Source organism: Kitasatospora sp. NPDC023120 (assembly GCF_055560835.1).
In genome coordinates this window covers 94,223-112,634 of record NZ_JBVHHY010000022.1, presented here as the reverse complement: position 1 = coordinate 112,634, position 18,412 = coordinate 94,223, and the positions used below count along the sequence as shown (strand labels likewise).

General features: G+C 74.2%; 17 protein-coding genes and 1 pseudogene. 10 read left to right on the top strand and 8 right to left on the bottom strand.

Translation table 11 applies throughout. The features are described from left to right. Positions 1 to 35 precede the first annotated feature (35 nt). Complete coding sequence (locus ACZ3TI_RS29365) at positions 36 to 977, top strand: deoxyribonuclease IV (protein WP_465731388.1); 942 nt, start codon at positions 36 to 38, stop codon at positions 975 to 977. A 108-nt stretch (positions 978 to 1,085) separates the two neighbouring features. Continuing rightward, positions 1,086 to 3,182: an MMPL family transporter gene (locus tag ACZ3TI_RS29360; RefSeq protein WP_465731386.1), complete on the top strand. Its 2,097-nt coding sequence runs from the start codon at positions 1,086 to 1,088 to the stop codon at positions 3,180 to 3,182. 98 nt (positions 3,183 to 3,280) lie between these two features. On the opposite strand, the gene ACZ3TI_RS29355 is transcribed toward ACZ3TI_RS29360, so the two are convergent. Continuing rightward, positions 3,281 to 3,496: a hypothetical protein gene (locus ACZ3TI_RS29355; protein ID WP_465731384.1), complete on the bottom strand. Its 216-nt coding sequence runs from the start codon at positions 3,494 to 3,496 to the stop codon at positions 3,281 to 3,283. A gap of 471 nt (positions 3,497 to 3,967) precedes the next feature. Between ACZ3TI_RS29355 and ACZ3TI_RS29350 the strand changes: the two genes are divergently transcribed. Together ACZ3TI_RS29350 and ACZ3TI_RS29345 are read left to right on the top strand one after the other, a co-directional pair. After that, positions 3,968 to 5,353, top strand: coding sequence for an amino acid permease (locus ACZ3TI_RS29350; RefSeq protein ID WP_465731382.1), 1,386 nt, complete (start codon positions 3,968 to 3,970; stop codon positions 5,351 to 5,353). 221 nt (positions 5,354 to 5,574) lie between these two features. Further along, positions 5,575 to 6,222: an HNH endonuclease family protein gene (locus ACZ3TI_RS29345; RefSeq protein WP_465731380.1), complete on the top strand. Its 648-nt coding sequence runs from the start codon at positions 5,575 to 5,577 to the stop codon at positions 6,220 to 6,222. A 220-nt stretch (positions 6,223 to 6,442) separates the two neighbouring features. Here ACZ3TI_RS29345 and ACZ3TI_RS29340 read toward each other — a convergent pair whose 3' ends face one another. Then, on the bottom strand, positions 6,443 to 6,793 hold the full coding sequence (locus ACZ3TI_RS29340; protein WP_465731483.1) for an ArsR/SmtB family transcription factor: 351 nt from the start codon (positions 6,791 to 6,793) through the stop codon (positions 6,443 to 6,445). A 315-nt stretch (positions 6,794 to 7,108) separates the two neighbouring features. Here ACZ3TI_RS29340 and ACZ3TI_RS29335 point away from each other — a divergent pair, with 315 nt between their 5' ends. From ACZ3TI_RS29335 to ACZ3TI_RS29310, 6 genes and pseudogenes are all read left to right on the top strand, one after another. Beyond that, a complete protein-coding gene (locus ACZ3TI_RS29335; RefSeq protein WP_465731378.1) occupies positions 7,109 to 7,297 on the top strand; it encodes a YegP family protein in 189 nt (62 codons plus the stop codon). A gap of 124 nt (positions 7,298 to 7,421) precedes the next feature. Next, a complete protein-coding gene (locus tag ACZ3TI_RS29330) occupies positions 7,422 to 8,702 on the top strand; it encodes a glycosyltransferase family 4 protein (RefSeq protein WP_465731376.1) in 1,281 nt (426 codons plus the stop codon). Beyond that, positions 8,699 to 9,832, top strand: a pseudogene (locus ACZ3TI_RS29325) (glycosyltransferase); the annotation flags it as partial. The gene ACZ3TI_RS29330 and the pseudogene ACZ3TI_RS29325, both read left to right, overlap by 4 nt. Before the next feature lie 99 nt (positions 9,833 to 9,931). Continuing rightward, positions 9,932 to 10,816: an SGNH/GDSL hydrolase family protein gene (locus ACZ3TI_RS29320; protein ID WP_465731481.1), complete on the top strand. Its 885-nt coding sequence runs from the start codon at positions 9,932 to 9,934 to the stop codon at positions 10,814 to 10,816. A 112-nt stretch (positions 10,817 to 10,928) separates the two neighbouring features. Then, positions 10,929 to 12,071: an NUDIX hydrolase gene (locus tag ACZ3TI_RS29315; RefSeq protein ID WP_465731374.1), complete on the top strand. Its 1,143-nt coding sequence runs from the start codon at positions 10,929 to 10,931 to the stop codon at positions 12,069 to 12,071. A 78-nt stretch (positions 12,072 to 12,149) separates the two neighbouring features. After that, a complete protein-coding gene (locus ACZ3TI_RS29310) occupies positions 12,150 to 12,590 on the top strand; it encodes a DUF6188 family protein (RefSeq protein WP_465731372.1) in 441 nt (146 codons plus the stop codon). Positions 12,591 to 12,625: 35 nt separating this feature from the next. On the opposite strand, the gene ACZ3TI_RS29305 is transcribed toward ACZ3TI_RS29310, so the two are convergent. From ACZ3TI_RS29305 to ACZ3TI_RS29280, 6 genes are all read right to left on the bottom strand, one after another. Continuing rightward, positions 12,626 to 13,000: a hypothetical protein gene (locus ACZ3TI_RS29305; RefSeq protein ID WP_465731371.1), complete on the bottom strand. Its 375-nt coding sequence runs from the start codon at positions 12,998 to 13,000 to the stop codon at positions 12,626 to 12,628. A 67-nt stretch (positions 13,001 to 13,067) separates the two neighbouring features. Continuing rightward, positions 13,068 to 13,463, bottom strand: coding sequence for a roadblock/LC7 domain-containing protein (locus tag ACZ3TI_RS29300; protein ID WP_465731370.1), 396 nt, complete (start codon positions 13,461 to 13,463; stop codon positions 13,068 to 13,070). Positions 13,464 to 13,545: 82 nt separating this feature from the next. After that, positions 13,546 to 14,634 (bottom strand): hypothetical protein, encoded by a 1,089-nt coding sequence (locus ACZ3TI_RS29295; RefSeq protein WP_465731368.1) that lies wholly within the window; start codon positions 14,632 to 14,634, stop codon positions 13,546 to 13,548. 145 nt (positions 14,635 to 14,779) lie between these two features. Next, a complete protein-coding gene (locus ACZ3TI_RS29290) occupies positions 14,780 to 15,163 on the bottom strand; it encodes a hypothetical protein (protein ID WP_465731366.1) in 384 nt (127 codons plus the stop codon). 611 nt (positions 15,164 to 15,774) lie between these two features. Further along, positions 15,775 to 16,782, bottom strand: coding sequence for an MsnO8 family LLM class oxidoreductase (locus ACZ3TI_RS29285; RefSeq protein ID WP_465731479.1), 1,008 nt, complete (start codon positions 16,780 to 16,782; stop codon positions 15,775 to 15,777). A 135-nt stretch (positions 16,783 to 16,917) separates the two neighbouring features. Then, a complete protein-coding gene (locus ACZ3TI_RS29280) occupies positions 16,918 to 18,108 on the bottom strand; it encodes a peptidoglycan-binding protein (RefSeq protein ID WP_465731364.1) in 1,191 nt (396 codons plus the stop codon). Between the last annotated feature and the right edge of the window lie 304 nt (positions 18,109 to 18,412).

Here is an 18,412-nt window from a genome sequence, read left to right as displayed (position 1 = left end):
CCACCGTGGTCCGGCCGCGTGACATGCTCGGAGCCATGACCACCGCGCTCGTACCGCCCGTCGCCACCGTCCGCAACCCGATCGGCGCCCACGTCCCGGTGGCCGGCCGGGGGCTGGCCGGGACGGGCCTGGCGTACGCGGAGCGGGTCGGCGCCGAGACGGTGCAGGTGTTCGTGGCCAACCCGCGCGGCTGGGCCACTCCCCCGGGCAACCCGGCGCAGGACGAGGAGTTCCGGACCGCCTGCGCCGAGCAGGGCGTCCCGGCCTGGGTGCACACGCCCTACCTGATCAACTTCGGCTCGGACAACCCGGCCACCCGCGAGCGCTCGGCCGACTCGCTGCGGCACTCGCTGCGCCGCGGCCACGCCATCGGTGCGCTCGGCGTCGTGCTGCACACCGGCTCGGCGGTCGGCACGACACCCGGCGGCGGCTCCCGCCGGGCCGAGGCGATGGCACAGGTCCGCGAGGACGTCCGGCCGCTGCTGGACGAACTCGACGCGCTCGGCGAGGACGCGCCCTGGCTGCTGCTGGAGCCGACCGCCGGCCAGGGCAGCTCGCTCTGCTCGCGGCTGGAGGAACTGGCCGAGTACGTGGAGGCGCTGGACGGTCACCCGAAGGTGGGAGTCTGCCTGGACACCTGCCACGCCTTCGCCGCCGGGCACGACCTGGCCGTCCCCGGCGGGGTGACGGCCGCCCTGGACGCCCTGGCCTCCGCCGCCGGTCCGGGCCGGCTGCGGCTGATCCACGCCAACGACTCCGAGGACGTGGTCGGCGCCCGCAAGGACCGGCACGCCAACATCGGCGCCGGGATGATCGGCGCGGAGCCCTTCCGCGAGCTGTTCGAACACCCGGAGACGGCCGGCGTGCCGCTGTTGGTGGAGACCCCGGACCGCAAGCACGGCGGGGACGGCACCGGGCACGCGATGGACATCGCGGTGCTGAAGGAGCTGCGGGAGCGGGCGGCGGTCCGGGTCTGACGGCGCGCCTGCGCCGTCCGATGACGCGCTTGCGCTGGAGCTGCCGGATGCCGGGGCCGGTGGGAGGCTGGGACGCGTCATTGCCTCTGGCCTCCCAGGGAGTACCGGATGTCGCCGACTCGGAACCTCGCCGCGCTGCCGTGCGGACCCCGCAGCAAGTGGGTGGTACTCGCGCTGTGGCTGGTGCTGCTGGTGGGCGTCGGCCCGCTGGCCGGCAAGCTCATGGGCGCCGAGGACAACCAGGCGTCCAGCTGGCTGCCCGGCAACGCCGAGTCGACCCGGGTGCTCGACGAGCAGCGGGCCTTCCGACCGGTGGACACCGCCCAGGCCGTCGTGGTGTACCAGCGGACCGGCGGCATCACCCCCGCCGACCAGGCCGAGGCCACCCGTGAGGCCGCCGGGTTCGCCGCCGTGCCGCACGTCGTCGGGCCGGTGGTCGGCCCGGTGCTCTCCGCCGACGGCCAGGCGATGCAGACCATCGTGCCGATCGACATCGGCACCAACGGCTGGAAGGACCTGAAACCCGCCGTCGACCGGCTGCGCAGCACGGCCACCGCCAACAGCAACGGCATGACCACCCATGTGACCGGCCCCGGCGGGATCGCCGCCGACCAGGCCGAGGCCTTCGCGGGCATCGACAGCTCACTGCTCGCCGCCACCGTCAGCGTGGTGATCATCCTGCTGCTGCTCACCTACCGCAGCCCGGTGCTGTGGATCCTGCCGCTGGTCTCGGCGGCCGGCGCGCTGACCGTCTCCCAGGCGTTCATCTACCTCTTCGCCGAGCACGCCGGACTGACCGTCAACGCGCAGAGCGCCGGCATCCTGATCGTCCTGGTGCTCGGCGCGGGAACGGACTACGCCCTGCTGATCACCGCCCGCTACCGGGAGGAGCTGCGCCGCCACCGGGACCGGCACGAGGCGATGGCCTTCGCCCTGCACCGGGCCGGGCCCGCCATCCTCGCCTCCTCGGCGACGGTGATCGCGTCCATGCTCTGCCTGCTGATCGCCGAGATGAACTCCACCAGCGGCCTCGGCCCGGTCTGCGCGATCGGCGTGCTGGTCGCCCTCGTGGCCATGCTCACCCTACTGCCCGCGCTGCTGGTGATCGTCGGGCGCTGGGTGTTCTGGCCGGTCAAGCCCGGGTACGACACTCCGGAGCCGACCAGGACCGGCCGCTGGGCGCACATCGGGGCGTGGATCGGCCGGCGCCCGCGCAAGGTGTGGGCGGGGACGGCGCTGGCGCTCGCGGCCTGCTGCATCGGGCTGGTCTCGCTCGACGCGAACGGCCTCAGCACCGCCGGGAGCTTCACCGGCAAACCGGACTCGGTGGTCGGGCAGCAGGTGCTGCAGCAGCACTTCCCGGGCGGCACGGGCGCGCCGCTCACCGTCATCTCCACCGCCGCCGGCGCCCCCGCCGTCCAGGAGGCCGCCCGGACGACCACCGGGGTGGCCGCGACCACGCCACCGGTCGTCCACAACGGGCAGGCGATGTTCCAGGCCACCCTCACCGACCCGCCGGACAGCCAGGCCGCCAAGGACACCGTCGACCGGGTACGGACCGCCGTGCACGCCGTACCGGGCGCGGACGCCAAGGTCGGCGGCAGCACCGCCGTGGTGCTGGACGCGGGGCGCGCCGCCGGGAACGACAACCGGGCGATCATCCCGCTGGTCCTCGGCGTGGTGCTGCTGATCCTGGCCGTGCTGCTGCGGGCCGTCACCGCGCCGCTGGTGCTGATCGCGACCGTGGTGCTGTCGTACGCGGCGACGCTCGGGATCAGCGCGTTCTTCTTCGCGCACGTCTTCCACTTTGAGGGTCAGGACAACGCGTTCCCGCTGTTCGTCTTCGTCTTCCTGGTCGCGCTGGGGATCGACTACAACATCTTCCTGATGACCCGGGTGCGGGAGGAGTCCGCCCAGCACGGCACCCGGCAGGGGGCGCTGACCGGGCTGTCCGCCACCGGCGGGGTGATCACCTCGGCCGGGCTGATCCTGGCCAGCACCTTCGCCGTGCTCGGCACCCTGCCGATCGTGGGCTTCGCCGAGATCGGCTTCACGGTGGCCCTCGGCGTGCTGATCGACACCCTGGTGGTGCGCTCGGTCCTGGTCACCGCGCTCACCATGGACCTCGACCGGCACATGTGGTGGCCGGGGTGGCTGTCCCGTCGCGCCCCGGTCGCGGAGATGTCGCTGAGCAGACAGCCGTGACCGGCTGACGGCGGGCGGACAGCCTGAGCCGGACGGCGGGCGGACAGCCGTGAGCCCGGGGGCCGACGGACGGCCTCCGGGCTCGGGGTGGGGAGGGGTCAGCAGTCGCAGTCGCTCTCGCTGTGCTCGGAGAAGTTGAACCACTTGGCGTGCGGGCCGAACAGGCCGACGCCCGCCGAGCCGGACTCCAGCTTCAGGCCGGACGACTGACTCGGCGCGTGGCCATACGCCATCGCCGAGGTCGGGACCGCCGCCACGGCACCGGCCACGGCGACGATCACGGCGAGCTTGCGGATGTTCCCACGAAGCGACATCTGATGTCCTCTTGATTCGTCTCTGGTCCTCAACCCTCGCCCCCGAACGGTCAGTTCGACTGCGCGGCGGACTGGGGTGCGCCCCACCGGGGAGGCGCCGCGCCAAGGTTGGCACACGAACGCGCAGATCAGGGCGCACGCCACAACCGGACTGACGCATTCGCGTGAGGCAACTCCCCCGGCCGGACGAACGCCCCTCGGCCGGCCGGTCACGTGTGGAGCAGTCCGCCGGACGTCAGCCGGACGAGTGCCCGTCCGGCTGCCGTACGACCGTAAGACTTTCGGTGAGACACCCGGCGAACTGAACAAATCCCGTCGATTTGGTGCAGGGTGTCGCCCGGTCCGAGCATGAACGGTCGCTCCACACGCTCCACGCGCTCCGAGCGCGCTCTCTAACGAACGCGCTCCACCGAACGCGCGAGGGAGCAGGAGCAGGACCAGGAGCAGGACCACGAAAGGCGCACCACCCTCATGCAGACCAGCCCCGCCGCACCCCGGCAGGCGACCCGACCGAGCGGCCCGGAGACCCCGGCGCCGGACGGCCCGACGACACCGAAGACGACCGGCCGCTTCGGGCTGGCGACCGCCACCGCCCTGGTGATGGGCAACATCATCGGCGGCGGCATCTTCATGATCCCGGCCGCCGTGGCCCCGTACGGAACGGTCAGCCTGGTCGCCTTCGCGGTGCTCACCGTCGGCGCGATCGCGCTGGCCCTGGTCTTCGGGCAGCTGGCCCGGCGCAACCCGCGCACCGGCGGGCCGTACGTCTACGCCCGCGAGGCCTTCGGGGACTTCGCCGGCTTCCTGTCCGCCTGGTCGTACTGGATCACCACCTGGGTGAGCAATGCCGCGCTCGCCGTGGCCGCCGTCGGGTACCTCGACGTGCTGCTGCCCGTGGGGCACTCCACCGCGTTCAGCATCACCGCCGCGCTGGCCCTGCAGTGGCTGCCCGCGCTGGCGAACCTGGCCGGGACGCGGTACGTCGGGGCGGTCCAACTCGTCTCCACCGTCCTGAAGTTCGTCCCGCTGCTGCTGGTGTCGGTGGGCGGCCTGTTCTTCTTCGACCCGAAGAACCTCGGCCCCTTCGACGGGAACGGCCAGGGCTGGGCGGGCGGCATGACCGCCGCCGCGGCGATCCTGCTGTTCAGCTACCTGGGTGTGGAGTCCGCCGCGATGAGCGCGGGCAAGGTCCGCGACCCGGAGCGCAACGTCGGCCGGGCCAGCGTGCTGGGCACCACGGGTGCGGCGGTGGTCTACCTGCTGGGCACCGTCGCGGTCTTCGGCAGCGTCGCGCACGAGCGGCTCGTGCACTCCACCGCGCCCTTCTCGGACGCCGTGGACGCCATGTTCGGCGGCTCCTGGGGCGGCACGGCGATCGCCGTCGCCGCGCTGGTCTCGATGACCGGTGCCCTCAACGGCTGGACCCTGCTGGCCGCCCAGGCGCCGTACGCGGCCGCCAAGGACGGCCTCTTCCCGGCCGCCTTCGGGAAGGAGCGGCGCGGTGTGCCGGTCTTCGGCGTGGTGGTGAGCGTCGCCCTGGCCTCGGCGCTGACCGTCCTCAACTTCGCCAGCGGCGCGAAGGGCGCGTTCGACATCCTGGTGCTGGTCACCACCTTCACCGCCACCGTCCCGTACCTGCTCTCCACCGCCGCCCAGCTGTACTGGCTGGTCCGCGGCGCCGGCGACAAGGTGGACCGCGGCCGGCTGGTCCGCGACGCCGCCCTCGGCCTGGGCGCCTTCGCCTTCTCCCTGTGGCTCCTGGCCGGCGCCGGCTACGCCGCCGTCTACCAGGGCGTCCTGTTCCTGTTCGCGGGGATCCTGGTCTACGTCTGGATGGCGGGCCGCCGCCGCGACTGACCTCGCCCACGGCCGCCGCCGCAACCGGCCTGGCGGCGGCCGGTGCCTCGGCCCGATCGTGAACACCCGTGCAGGATGCCGGACTTGCCCCGTACGCGACCGGCAACTATCCGATATCCATGAGGATTTCACCTCCGGGGTCTACCCGCGTAGGTGACGACGTCGCCAGACTGGCGAACGCAATTCAGCAGCTCATCCGATGAGATGATGGAGCGTTCGCCATGGCCCCCACCGGATCCATACGCCGGTTCCTGTCCTGCCTTCCTGTCGCCGCCGCCCTCGCCGCCGCCACCGTGCTCGCGGCCGGCACCCCCGCCCAGGCCGCCCTGCCGACCCCGATCTCCGCGGCCACCGCCCGGACCTACCTCGCCGCGATGCCCGCCACCGCCGAGAGCCACGCGAGCACCTACGACCGGACGCTGTTCCCCACCTGGATCACCATCAGCGGCACCTGCGACACCCGCGAGTGGATCGTCAAGCGCGACGGCACCAACGTCGCCACCGACACCTCCTGCAAGGCCACCAGCGGCAGTTGGTACTCGCCGTACGACAACGCGACCACCACCTCCGCCTCCACCTTCGACGTCGACCACCTGGTGCCGCTCTCCGAGGCCTGGGCCTCCGGCGCCTGGTCCTGGACCACCGCCCAGCGCCAGGCCTTCGCCAACGACGTCACCCGCCCGCAGCTGATCCTGGTCTCCGCCAGCAGCAACCGCTCCAAGGGGGACAGCGACCCGGCCGAGTGGCTCCCCCAGCCCTCCTACCGCTGCACCTACGCCCGCGCCTGGGTGCAGGTGAAGCAGTACTACGGCCTCAGCGTCGACAGCGCCGAGAAGAGCGCACTCACGAGCATCCTCAACGGCTGCTGACCACCGCCCCTCTGACGGCGCCCCGCTCCGGCCCCTCCCCCGTGGGTCACGGCGCGGGGCGCGGCTCGTCGACCTGCCCACGCTCCGCGTCCTGCTCGCCGAAGCCGCCACCACCGGGCAGCGCCTGCACATCCGTCCCCGGCCCCGGACGGCGCACCCCGCCCCGAGCGCACCGGAGGAGCCCCGGTGACCACCCGGCTACGTCGTCCTGCTCTTCGCCCTACGCCCCGGTCGGGGCCGGGCCGGTGTCGCCGCGCAGCTCGTCCAGGAGTTCGGCGCGGTCGGTGAGCAGGGTGCCGAGGATCGAGCGGGCGACGGCCAGGAGCTCGGCGACCTCGGGCGTGGTGAGGCGGTAGAACACCGTGCCGCCCTCCCGGCGGGAGGACACCAGCCCGGTGCGGCGAAGGATCGCCAGCTGCTGGGACAGGTGCGCGGCCTCGATCCCCACCTCGGGCAGCAGCTCGGCGACGGCCTGCTCACGTTCGCTCAGCAGTTCCAGCACCCGGATCCGGGCGGGGTGGCCGAGCGTCCTGAAGAACTCGGCCTTGTGCGGGTACAGCGGCACGCTCACGACGGAGGGCTGCCGTGGGGTGGGTGCGGTCACCGGGCTCACCGTCCCCGTCCGGCGTGGGTCGTGCAGAACATCATCACGGCCGACTCCAGCAACCCGGGCAGCGGCAGATCATTTCGGTGTGAATCGCGGCGGCTCCATCGGAAGCGTGCCGCTGCCAGGGCGGCCCCTGCCGGAACCGACGCCGACGCGGGCCGCCCTGTCCACGCCCGGGGGAACTCGATGACCCGGATGCCCCGGCCGGCGGGCGGCACGACGAGGTTTTGCCTACGGTGCGGTGCAAGGGGGTCACACGAGCGAGAGGTGTCGACTGGCATGGCTGGGAAGTTCGAGCTGTACGTGGACGAGAGCGGGATGCACCGGTTCCGGCTCAAGGCGAGCAACGGGTCGGTCGTGGTGACCGGAGACCCGGAGGAGAGCAAGGACGACTGCCTGAAGAGCATCGAGTCGATCCGCAAGCTCGCGCCGTACGCCGAGCTCAAGGAGGCGGCCGGGTCGATGTGACGCCGGGGCGGCGAACAGCGGGCAGGACCGGACGCGGGTCGGTGGTGCAAATCGCCGACCCGCGTTCGCTTGTACGACAGATCCCTTTGGCCGGGTGCACGCCGGGCGCGGACAGAACAGCGGCATGCGTGTCGTCATCGTCACCGAGTCCTTTCCGCCCGAGGTCAACGGGGTCGCCCACAGCGTGCTGCGGACGGCCGAACACCTGATCCGCCGGGGCCACCGGCCCCTCGTCGTCACCCCCGCGCCGGCGCGGGGCGCGCAGTGCCCGCCGGAAACCTTCGGGAGTGCCGAGGCCGCGGAGATCCCCGTGGTGCGCATCCCGTCAGTGCCGCTGCCCGGGTACCCGCAGGTGCGGATCGCGCTGCCGAGCCGTCAGCTGACGGCAGCCGTCGCCGGGCACCGGCCGGACATCGTGCACCTGGCCAGTCCTTTCGTGCTCGGCGCGCGCGGGGTGCAGGTGGCGGCACGGCTCGGGGTGCCCGCCGTGGCCGTGTACCAGACGGACCTCGCCGGGTACGCGCACGCCTACCGGGCCGGGCGGGGGCTCGGGGAGGCCGCAGCGTGGCGCCGCATCCGCGCCGTGCACCGGGCGGCCGCCCGTACGCTGGCGCCGTCCACCCCGGCCGCGCAGGACCTGACCGCGCACGGGGTGCCCCGGGTACAGCTGTGGCCGCGCGGGGTGGACTCGGTGCGGTTCCACCCGCGGCACCGGGACGAGGCGCTGCACCGGGCGCTCGCACCGGGCGGGGAGGTGCTGGTCGGGTACGTGGGTCGGCTGGCGCCGGAGAAGCGGGTCGACCTGCTGGCGGCGGCCTCGGCACTTCCCGGGGTGCGGGTGGTGGTCATCGGGGACGGGCCCTCGGCGCCGGGGCTCAAGGCCTCGATGCCCGGCGCGGTGTTCCTCGGCCGCCGGACGGGTGAGGAACTGGCGCGCTGCTTCGCGACGCTGGACGTGTTCGTGCACACCGGCCCGCTGGAGACCTTCTGTCAGACCATCCAGGAGGCGATGGCGAGCGGGGTGCCGGTGATCGGCCCGGCGGCGGGCGGCCCGCTGGACCTGGTCGGGCACCACCGCACCGGGCTGCTGGTGCCGCCCCGGAACGGCGCGGCGGTCGCCCGGGCGGTGGCCGAGCTGGCCGCCGATCCGGCACGGCGGGCCGCCTACGGTCAGGCCGGGCGGGCGGACGTGACCGCGCGCAGCTGGGAGGCGGTCGGGGACCTGCTGCTGCGGCACTACGCCGAGGTGCTGGCGGAGCACCGGGGGGTGCCGGGGCAATCGCCGGTGCAGGTCGGCGCCGCGGCAGTCGGGGCCACGGCAGTCGGGGCCGCGGCGGTGGAGCGTGCGGTGGAGGACGCGGCGGTTACGGACGCCGATGCCATGCCGGAGGAGCTGTCGGCATGACCTCCGCATCGAACGGCGAGGCGCTGACCATCGTGCGGCTCGCCAACTTCGTCACCCCGGTCTCCGGCGGGCTGCGCACCGCGCTGCGGCACCTGGGCGCCGGGTACCGGGCGGCCGGGCACCGGCCGGTGCTGATCGTGCCCGGGGACCGGCGCTCCGAGGAGGACACCGAGCAGGGCCTGGTGGTGACGCTGCCCGGTCCGGTGCTGCCGGCCGGCGGCGGCTACCGGCTGCTCACCGACCGCCGGGCGGTCGCCGCCGAGCTGACCCGCTTCTCCCCCGACCGTCTGGAGGTGTCCGACCGCACCACGCTGCGCTGGACCGGCGGCTGGGCGCGGCGGCACGGGGTGCGCTCGGTGATGGTGTCGCACGAGAGCGCCACCGGAGTGCTGCGCACCCGGGGTGTGCCCGGGGCCCTGGCGAGCGCGACCGCCGACCGGCTCAACGCGGCGACCGCCCGGGCGTACGACTCGGTGCTGTGCACCACCGACTGGGCGGCCGCGGAGTTCCGGCGGATCGGCACGCCGAACCTGGTCCGAGCGCCGCTCGGGGTGGACCTGGAGGTGATGCGACCGCTGCCGCCCGCCGAACGGGTGGTCGAGCGGGCCCGGCACGCGCCCCCGGACGAGGTGCTGCTGGTGCTCTGCTCGCGGCTCTCGGCGGAGAAGCGGCCCGAGCGGGCGGTCGAGGCACTGGCCGCGCTGCGGGCGCGCCGGGTGCCCGCGGTCCTCGTGGTCGTCGGGACCGGTCCGCTGCGCGACCGGCTGGCGGACCGGGCCGTACGGCTGCGGCTCCCGGTGCGATTCCTCGGACACATGGGCGGACGCGAGGCGCTGGCCCGGCTGCTGGGCTGCGCGGACGTGGTGCTCGCGCCCGGCCCGGTGGAGACCTTCGGGCTGGCCGCGATGGAGGCGCTGGCCTGTGGGACCCCGGTCGCGGTCAGCCGCTCCTCCGCACTGCCCGGCCTGGTCGGGCCCGCCGGGGTGGCGGCGGCCGACACGGGCGCCGGATTCGCCACCGCGGTACTCCAGTTGCTGGACCGGCCGGAGGGCACCCGACGTGCCGCCGCCCGGGCGCAGGCGGAGCGGTACGGATGGCCCGCGGCGGTGGCGGCGTTCCTGGCCGCACACGGCGTGCACGGCAGGCACGACGGGCACGGCGAGCACGACCGGCGCAGCGAGCACGACCGGCGCGGGGTGCGGAACGGCGGCTCGGTGGAGGGGGTTGGGATGAGCGCGCTCGGCACCGGTCCTGACCGGGTGGTGGAAGAGCGGTCACCGGCGGGCGAGCTGACGCGGTTCGTCGCGCTCGGAGACTCGCTGACGGAAGGCGTCGGGGACGCGGCGGGCGAGGGGTGGCGCGGCTGGGCGGCCGTCCTCGCGCGCTCGCTGGCGCCCGGGGGGCGGCAGGTCGAGTTCACCAACCTGGCACACAGCGGGGCAATGACCAGCGATGTGACGATGCGTCAGCTTCCGGAGGCGCTGGCACTGCGGCCGCAGCTGGCGGCCGTGGTGGCGGGCGGCAACGACACCCTGCGGGCGGGCTTCGACATCCGGAGCGCCACCCTGGAACTGGACGCCACGATGGGTGAACTGTCCGGCCACGGCGCGGTGTTGCTGACCGCCTGCCTGCCCGACCCCGGTACCCTGCTCCGCCTCCCGGCGCCGCTCGCCCGCCCGCTGGCGCGGCGGATGCGGGCCGTCAACACCGTGGTGCACGCCCTCACCGAGCGCCACCGGGCGGTGCACCTGCACCTCGCCGAACTGCCGTGGCTCGAGGAACGGCGACTGCTGAGCGTGGACCGGCTGCACCCCAGCGCCGAGGGCCACCACCTGATCGCCCGCCGCTTCCACGAACTGCTCACCGAGGCCGGGCACCCGCTCGGCCCCGCGCCCACCGCCGCACCGGCCGAGCCCCCGCCGGGCCTGGCCGCCGACCTGTGGTGGATGGCCACCCGGGGCACCCGCTGGGTCGCCGCCCGCAGCACCGACCTGCTGCCCGGGCTGCTGGCGCTGGCCACGGCCGAGACGATCGCCCGCCTGCGCGGCGCGAGCGGGCGGCACGACGAGCAGATGGCCCGGACGGCGGCGCAGGCTCTGGCGTCCCTGGGGTAGCGGACGGGCGCGGCTTCACCCGGCGGTGGTGATCGGTGCGGCGGCCGGGTGGGAACCATGGGGGTGGCCCGGGCTGTCGTGGCCGGTGGAGAACATGGCGGAGGGAGCCGGGGTGGAGAGCGCTGACGCGGGTGGTCGGGGGATTCTGGCGGCGGCCGGGGTGCTGTTCCGGGACCGGGACGGGCGGCTGCTGGTGGTGCAGATTCCGTACGACCGGCGGCATCCGGTGGCGATCCCGGGCGGTGGATGGGAGCCGCAGGACCGGTCGCCGAGGGAGACCGCGGTACGGGAGATCGAGGAGGAGCTGGGGTTCACGCCCGGACTGGGGCCGCTGGCCTGCGTCGACTGGGCGATGTCGAACACCCGGCCGCCGATCGTCGCGTACCTGTACTGGGCGGAGCCGCTGACGGACGAGCAGGTGGCGGCGTTCCGGCCGGACGCCGCCGAGGTCGGGGCGTTCGCCTGGGCGACGACGGAGGAAGCCGGGCACGCGCTGCCGCCCAGGCTGTCCCGGCGGGTGACGGCCTGCCTTCGGGCGCCGCGCACGGCCGGTCCGCTGGAGCTGGAGGACAGTCGGCCGGTCGGGCACACGCTCGACCACCTGCCCGCTCACGGGCCCGTACCCGAGTACACCGGGCTGGCCGGCCTTCCCGCACCGGACGGCGTGTCCCCGTCCCCTGCCCCGCCCCCGTCTCTGTCCCCGCCCCTGTCGGAGCCGCCGATGGACCGGGACACCTACTACGCCACCCGGCCGCGGATCCGGGCGAAGGCGCGGGCCCTGTTCACCGACGCCGCCGGGCGGGTGCTGCTGGTGCGACTGCGGCCGTGGGACGGGCCGCGCGGTCAGGTGCCGTACTGGACGCTGCCGGGCGGCGGGGTCGAGGCCGACCGGGAGACGCCCCGGGCGGCGGCGGGCCGGGAGGTCCGGGAGGAACTGGGGTGGGAGGTCGAGCCCGGTGCACTGCTGGCGGTGGACTGGCAGCCCGGGGCGGCGGCCGATCCCGGGGCGGATCCGGCGACCGGACGGGACACCGCCGTGCTGGTGTACGTCTACGACGGCGGCACGGTGACGGACGGGATGCTCGCCTCGATCGCGCTCCAGGAGAAGGAGCTGGTGGAGTGGCGGCTCTGCGATCCGGGCGAGGCGCGGGCCCTGCTGACCGAGCCGTCCTGGGACCGTACCGCTGCCGCGCTGGCCGCCCGGGCGGGGGCGGGCGGGCCGGTCGAGCTGGTGCGCGGCCGGGCTGCCGGGTAGCGGACGGATCGCGGGAGAGACCGCCGGGTGGCAGGAGGGACAGGTGGCCTCAGGGCCCGGTTGGGTCAGACTGGGGGTATGCAGAACGCGATCGCGGAGGTGCTGACCGGCCGCCGGGTGGAGTCGGTCAGCGGGGGCGCGCGGCTGGACCTGCGGCTGGACGGCGAGGTGACCGTCCGGGTGGCGCACGAATTCAGCTTCGCGACGCCGTCCTTCACCACGCCGGAGGAGGTCGGGCACTTCTTCCCGGCACTGACCTTCCGGCCGAGCCCCACGCTGCTGGCGCTGGTCGGGCGGACCGTCGACGCCGCCCGGATCACCCTGGCCGGCGGTCTGGAGCTGGGCTTCGCCGGGGGCGGCGCACTCTCCGTCCCGCCGCACGCGCAGCTGGCGCCGTGGAGCGTGCTGACCGTCGGAGGTGCGGAGTGCTGCGCGGGGCTGCCGGGCGGTGAGGTCCGGTGGACGGGGCAGCCGGGCGCTCGGCCGATGACGCGGTGGGGGGAGCCCGGCGGGGCCTGAGCCGCCGCCGGGGACTCCTTCGACGCCCGGGGGCGTCAGACCTCCAGGTCCGCCTCGATCTTGGTGAGCTGGTGCCGGGCCATGGCCAGGTTCGCGCGGGTCTTGTCCAGCGCAAGGTAGAGGAACAGGCCCTTGCCGGTGCGGCCGGTCAGCGGGCGGATCAGGTGGTACTGGCTGGACAGGGTGATCAGGATGTCCTCGATCCCGTCCTGCAGGCCGAGCATGTCCATGGTGCGCATCTTGGCGCGGACCACGTCGGTGTTCCCGGCGGCGGCCACGTTGAGGTCCAGCCCGCCCGGGCCGTCGAGGGTGGCGAGCGCCATGCCGCTGTTGTAGTCCACCAGGGCGGCGCCGATGGCTCCCTCGATGGTGGTCATGGCCTGCTTGAGCCCGCCGGCTGCGTCGGTCATCTGGGTAACTCCCGTTCAATGGTTGGGTTGTGGGGTTCTGGGATGGTCAGGTGGTCGGTGGTTCGGGTCAGCCCGCGTCGCGCGATTCCTTGGGCAGGAGGGCCTCGTTGAGCAGCCCGGCGATGCGCCGGGCGCTGCGACGCGCCTCCAGGTGGAGGCGGCCCACGTTGACGTCCGGGTGCGCCAACAGGGTCAGCACGCAGCTGCCGCCGGCCGCGTAGGTGGCGACGTAGCCGTGCTCACCGCGCACCAGCGACTCCCGGAACTCGCCCTGTCCGGTGGTGTCGGCGAGCCGCTGGGCCAGCGAGAGCGAGGCCGCCGTCATCGCGGCCAGGCCGGAGGGTTCGGTCCCGTGGGTGTCGTGCGCGACCAGCAGGCCGTCCACGCTGGCCACCAGGCCGCCCGCGAGGTGCGGGACGCGGTGCTTGCAGGCACGCAGTTCGGCGAGCAGCTCGGTCTCCAAGGCGATCAGTTGTCTCCTTCCGACACGCTGCTTGAGCGCCCGCCTCATGGCCTGAACGGCGGGGTCGCGGGCGGGGACTGGGTCAAAGTCGGGCCTCCAGAAGGTCTCGGACCCGGGTCAGCAGCGCGATGTCCGGGTCGGGGACGGTCAGCGGGTGGGCCGCTGCCGGGGTGGGCTGGCGTTCGGGGCGGGCGGGGGTTCCGACGGCGGTCGGCGCGGGGGCGGGTGGTGCGGGGGCGGGTGGTGCGGGGGCGGGTGGTGCGGCGTAGGCGGCTGCGAGTCCGGCCTGCGGGACGCCGCGCAGGGTGGCACCGGGGATCCGGCGGTGCAGGCCGCCGGGCGGTCTCCCGGGGTCGACAGCACGAGCGACGGGCGACGGCGGGGTGGTCTGCGGTGGGGTGGACGGCTGGGCGATGGTCTGCGGTGCGGCGGGCGACTCCGCGGTGGGCCGCGGTGCGGCGGGCCCGGACGCGTCGAGCAGTCCGGCGGCCGCCAGACGGCGGACGTCCGCCGTGACACCGAAGCCCGAGCGGCCGAGCAGGCGGGCCAGGTCCGCCGGAGTTCTTCGGCCGTCGGCGTGGTCGAGCAGCTCGCGGCGACGGCGGCCGGGCGGACGGTGGGACGGCCGGCGGCTGTGCTCGACCGGGCGGACCGGCGCGGTGTCGAGCTGCGCCCAGGGCCAGATCCGGTCGAGGAGCCGGCGCCGTCGTTCGACCTCGCGGCACAGCCGGTCCGGGTCGACCGTCGCGACCGGTCCGAGCCAGTGCCGGGCGTCGGTCTCGAACCGCCAGAAACCGCCGCCCGAGTCGGCGAGCACGAAGAAGGCAGCGTCGAACAGGGTTCCCAGGTGGCCGAGTTCGAGTTCCCCCCGGGTGAGCAGCCTCCGTTCGACCAGCACCTCGCCGACCCGCGCCCGTGGGCCGTGGACATGGACCAGCTCGGCCCAGTCCTCGGGCGTGATCCGGCCGCAGCCGGTGAGCAGGTCGGCGAGACCGGGCGCACGGAGGGACTCGGCGCCGACCACCTCGCCGTCGACGAGGTGGAGGGTGCCGAGCGGTCCGTGCAGGGCACCGGTGGCACGGCGGGCGGCGAGCAGGGCGAGGGCTTCCCCCGGGGTCCTCGGCGCGGCGTACTCCGTGAGGGGCGGGACGGTGCCGGGGGCGGCGGTCACGCGGACCACCGCCGGGAGACGGCCCCGGGAACGGCGGACGAGCGGACGGCGGACGAGCGGACGGTGGCGAGGCGGGGCATACGGCGCAGCGGCGGCCGACATGCGACGGGCGGCGGCGGCGGACCGGGTGTCACAGACGTCGGGTTCACCCCAGCACCAGTTCCTCGGCCAGCGCCTGGAGGCGGAATCGGGCGACGGCGAGGTTGCCTTCCGTACGGTCCAGCCAGAGGTGCAGGACGAGCCGGCTGTCGAAGACGGTGTCGATGAAGCGGATCAGGTGGTAACTGCGGCCGGCGGTGACGATGATGTCCTCCAGCGGGGATCGCCGGTCCTCCGCCACCGTGAAGGTCTGGCTCTCAACAGCCGCCCGCACCAGGTCGGTTGCCTCGGCGGCGGAGGTCTCGTACTCACCCGTCGGGCATTCCCCGTGGCTGCCGAGGGCGAGCCCGCTGCTCCAGTCGACCAGGCTCGCGGCGCGGGCTCCGGCGATCGCCATCGCTCCGGAGAGGCATTCGTCGATACCCGGCACACCGGCTCCTTCGCGGGGTCTGGGTGGCCGGAGCGCTGCACGGCACCGGCCGAGCCGCCACAAGCAGTGGCAGGTTCGACACGGAAGGCTACTGCCGGATTCCATATGACGAACATTCCAATGGCATATTCACACCATAAGCAGCTAGTTTCAGCCAAGATATGACGAAGCGTCAGATCCGCCTGGCGGGCAAACCCGCTGGCCGACGGACCGTTCGGGAACGGCGCTCATCAGTCACCTGGAACGGGACCTTGGCCGATACCGGGCCGCGCCGGAGGGTTTCGCGCCGGGAAATGCGATAAGGGGACACATCCGCGAGAGCCGAACACCTGCGGCCCTGCGCGGGCCACGGGCGGCACGCATGACGAAGGGGCCCGTTCCGTTGGACGGAACGGGCCCCTTCGGGTGGAGCGCCAGGCCCGGGTTGCACGGACTCTCCCTACTGAAAGTAGGGCGTGCTCTGGTAGCACCGCTGACGCCTGCTCGAGAGATCTCCGTTTCGGAAGATCATTTCCTCTCGACGGGATGAACATTAGCAGGTCATCACCCCTGGCCGGAAATCGTGGGCCGGCAGCCGACGCCGCCCCGCCGCTCAGGGCCCGCCCCGCCGCTCAGGCCTGACCGACCGCCTCGGCGAGCAGGTGGTAGGAGTCGAGCAGCGCGGTGCGGTCGTAGGTGCTGGTGGTGACCAGGAACTCGTCCGCGCCGCTGCGCTCCACCAGCGCGGCCAGCTCGGCGGCGGCCTGTTCCGGGGTGCCGGCGATGTGTCCCCCGAGCGACTGCTCGTACGCCGCCCGCTCCCGCTCGGTCATCGACCGGGCGCTGACCTCGGAAGCGGGAACCAGTGGGGGGAACTCCCCGTGGGTGCGGGAGTACGCGGCGGACCAGGCCTCCGGGACGAGCAGCTCGCGGGCCCGCTCGGCGGTCTCGGCGACCGCGACCGTCCCCGAGACCACCACGTACGGCTCGGCGGCCTGCGCGGAGGGGCGGAAGCGGCTGCGGTAGCGGTCGATCGCCGCGAGCATCCGGTCCTCCCCGCGCGCGGCGGCGATGACCAGCGGCAGCCCGGCGTCGGCGGCCAGGTCGGCGCCCGCGCCGGTGGCCAGGACGAAGGCCGGGACGTGCAGCCCCTCGGCAGGTCGGGCGCGGACACCGCGGTGCACCTGCTGCGAGCCGTCGAAGTAGCCCAGCAGCTCGGACAGCTGGGCGCCGAAGTCGTCCGCCGCGTCCTTCTCCCGCCCGAGCGCGCGTCGGACACCGTCGGTGAACCCCACCGAGCGGCCGAGGCCCATGTCGATCCGGCCGGGGAACAGTGCCGCGAGAACCCCGAACTGCTCGGCCACCACCAGGGGTCGGTGGTTGGGCAGCATCACCCCGCCGGTGCCGACCCGGATCCGCGAGGTGGCCGCCGCCACCGCCGCGGCGAGCACGGTGGGTGCTGACCCGGCCACCCCCGGCACCCCGTGGTGCTCGGAGACCCAGAACCGGTGGTACCCGAGTCGCTCGGCCTCGCGGGCCAGGGCGACCGTGGCCCGCAGCGCCCGGGCCGGCTCCTCGCCCTGTCTGGTGCGGGAACGGTCGAGAACGGAGAGCCTGACGGCGGGCGCGGCGCTGGTCACGTGGATGGACAACGCACGCCCGCCGCGCCGGCATTCCCGCCGGTCAGGGGCTGGGGTGCTCCTCCCCGAGGAGCACCCCAGCCCGACGAGCACCCCAGCCCGACGAGCACCCCGGCCCGAGGGGGGACACGCCGCTCAGTCGGTCACCGCGAAGCCCCGGGCCGCACCCAGCCGGTGGAGCGAGGCCTGCCCGGGGATGCCGTCCGCCGCGCCCGCCTCGTACCCGCAGCGCCGCTGCCAGGCCGCGTACGCGGCCACCGTACGGCTGCCGAACGAGCCGTCCACCCAGCGCTGTTCAAGCAGCCCCTCGTCCACCAGGGCCTGCTCCACGATCGCCACCTCGGCGCCGTACGTCCGGTGCCCCTGTTCGGCGCCGGGGTCGGTCCGCGCGGCCGACGCCAGGTGGGAGACCGACACCGTCCGCTGCCCCGGGATGTAGCCGAGCAGCCGGTTGAGCGAGGCCTCGCCGGGGACGCCGTCCGCCGCCTGCCCGGAGTAGCCCAGACTCCCCTGGTAGTCCGCGTAGTTCTCGGTGTCCGCGTCCGTCCAGGTCGGCCCGGGTCCGGAGTGGTAATGGGAGCCGAAGCCGCGCGAGACGAGCGCCCGCCCGACGGCCGTCACCTGGTAGCCCTGGGCGCCGTAGCCGTACGGCAGGCCGTTGATGGAGACCTGGTAGCGGGCGGGCGCCGGGGGCACCGGGTGCTCCTGGGAGGGCGGGTCGGCCGGGGATCCGGAGCCGGCCGCGAGGTCGGGCCAGGAGCCGGGGTCGGTGTGGTCGTTGAACGGAACGTGGGCGTGCGCGTACCAGCCGCCGCGGGTCTCCCACACGGACTCGTCGCGATGGCCGGAGAAGTCGCTCGGCCGACCCATCGGCCACACGTCGGGGACGCCCCAGGAGGCGATCCAGGCGTGGATCCGGTCCCAGCCCGCGCAGGGCGTGTCGACCAGCCTCGGGTAGACCCGGCCCCGGTAGCGGCAGTAGGGGAAGAACACCGCCTCGATCTGGATCACCACACGCCCGGCCCGGTTGGTGCGGGTCGGGCTCTCGGTGGGGCTGAGCAGGCTCTTCGAGCGGGAGTCGGCCGGGAACAGCTGCGTCGTCCGGCCGCTGAACGGGTCCCAGACCAGGTGCGGCGCGTCGCCGGCGCCGCTGCCGGTGAAGTAGTTCACCAGGTCCTCGTAGGGGCACCAGTCCTGCGGCGCGGCGGCTGTCGCGTTGCGGTCCCAGGTGATGTGTGCAATGGCCTTCGGCGGGTACTGCTGGTCGGTCGGCGCGTGGTCGCCGAGGTCGTGGATCTCGGCACCGGGCAGCCACGGTTCGGGCATGTGCGGCCTCCTCCGAACGGCGTGAGGGCATCACTTCCGGTATCGGCAGGTCCGGCGTCCGGATTGACCCCGGCGGCGCAATGCGCGGCACCGAACCGCCCGCACTCGCCCGGCCGTTCGACCCCGCGAGGGGAATTCGCCCTCGCGTGCGAACGCTCGCGGACGTGGTGGCCGGACGGCGGGAGCAGCTCCTGGACGAGGCGCGGGAGGACACCGAGCGGTGGGCGGTGCCGATCGAGGCCGGTGGCCTGAGCCGGGCCGGGACCGAGCAGCGCCGGAGCGGTGCCGGAGCAGTGCCGGAGCG

Excerpts from the sequence above, each read along its gene's own strand:
- ACZ3TI_RS29365 (WP_465731388.1), top strand. The coding sequence starts at position 36 with ATGACCACCGCGCTCGTACCGCCCGTCGCCACCGTCCGCAACCCGATC.
- ACZ3TI_RS29360 (WP_465731386.1), top strand. The coding sequence starts at position 1,086 with ATGTCGCCGACTCGGAACCTCGCCGCGCTGCCGTGCGGACCCCGCAGC.
- ACZ3TI_RS29355 (WP_465731384.1), bottom strand. The coding sequence starts at position 3,496 with ATGTCGCTTCGTGGGAACATCCGCAAGCTCGCCGTGATCGTCGCCGTG.
- ACZ3TI_RS29350 (WP_465731382.1), top strand. The coding sequence starts at position 3,968 with ATGCAGACCAGCCCCGCCGCACCCCGGCAGGCGACCCGACCGAGCGGC.
- ACZ3TI_RS29345 (WP_465731380.1), top strand. The coding sequence starts at position 5,575 with ATGGCCCCCACCGGATCCATACGCCGGTTCCTGTCCTGCCTTCCTGTC.
- ACZ3TI_RS29335 (WP_465731378.1), top strand. The coding sequence starts at position 7,109 with ATGGCTGGGAAGTTCGAGCTGTACGTGGACGAGAGCGGGATGCACCGG.
- ACZ3TI_RS29330 (WP_465731376.1), top strand. The coding sequence starts at position 7,422 with ATGCGTGTCGTCATCGTCACCGAGTCCTTTCCGCCCGAGGTCAACGGG.
- ACZ3TI_RS29320 (WP_465731481.1), top strand. The coding sequence starts at position 9,932 with ATGAGCGCGCTCGGCACCGGTCCTGACCGGGTGGTGGAAGAGCGGTCA.
- ACZ3TI_RS29310 (WP_465731372.1), top strand. The coding sequence starts at position 12,150 with ATGCAGAACGCGATCGCGGAGGTGCTGACCGGCCGCCGGGTGGAGTCG.
- ACZ3TI_RS29305 (WP_465731371.1), bottom strand. The coding sequence starts at position 13,000 with ATGACCGACGCAGCCGGCGGGCTCAAGCAGGCCATGACCACCATCGAG.
- ACZ3TI_RS29280 (WP_465731364.1), bottom strand. The coding sequence starts at position 18,108 with ATGCCCGAACCGTGGCTGCCCGGTGCCGAGATCCACGACCTCGGCGAC.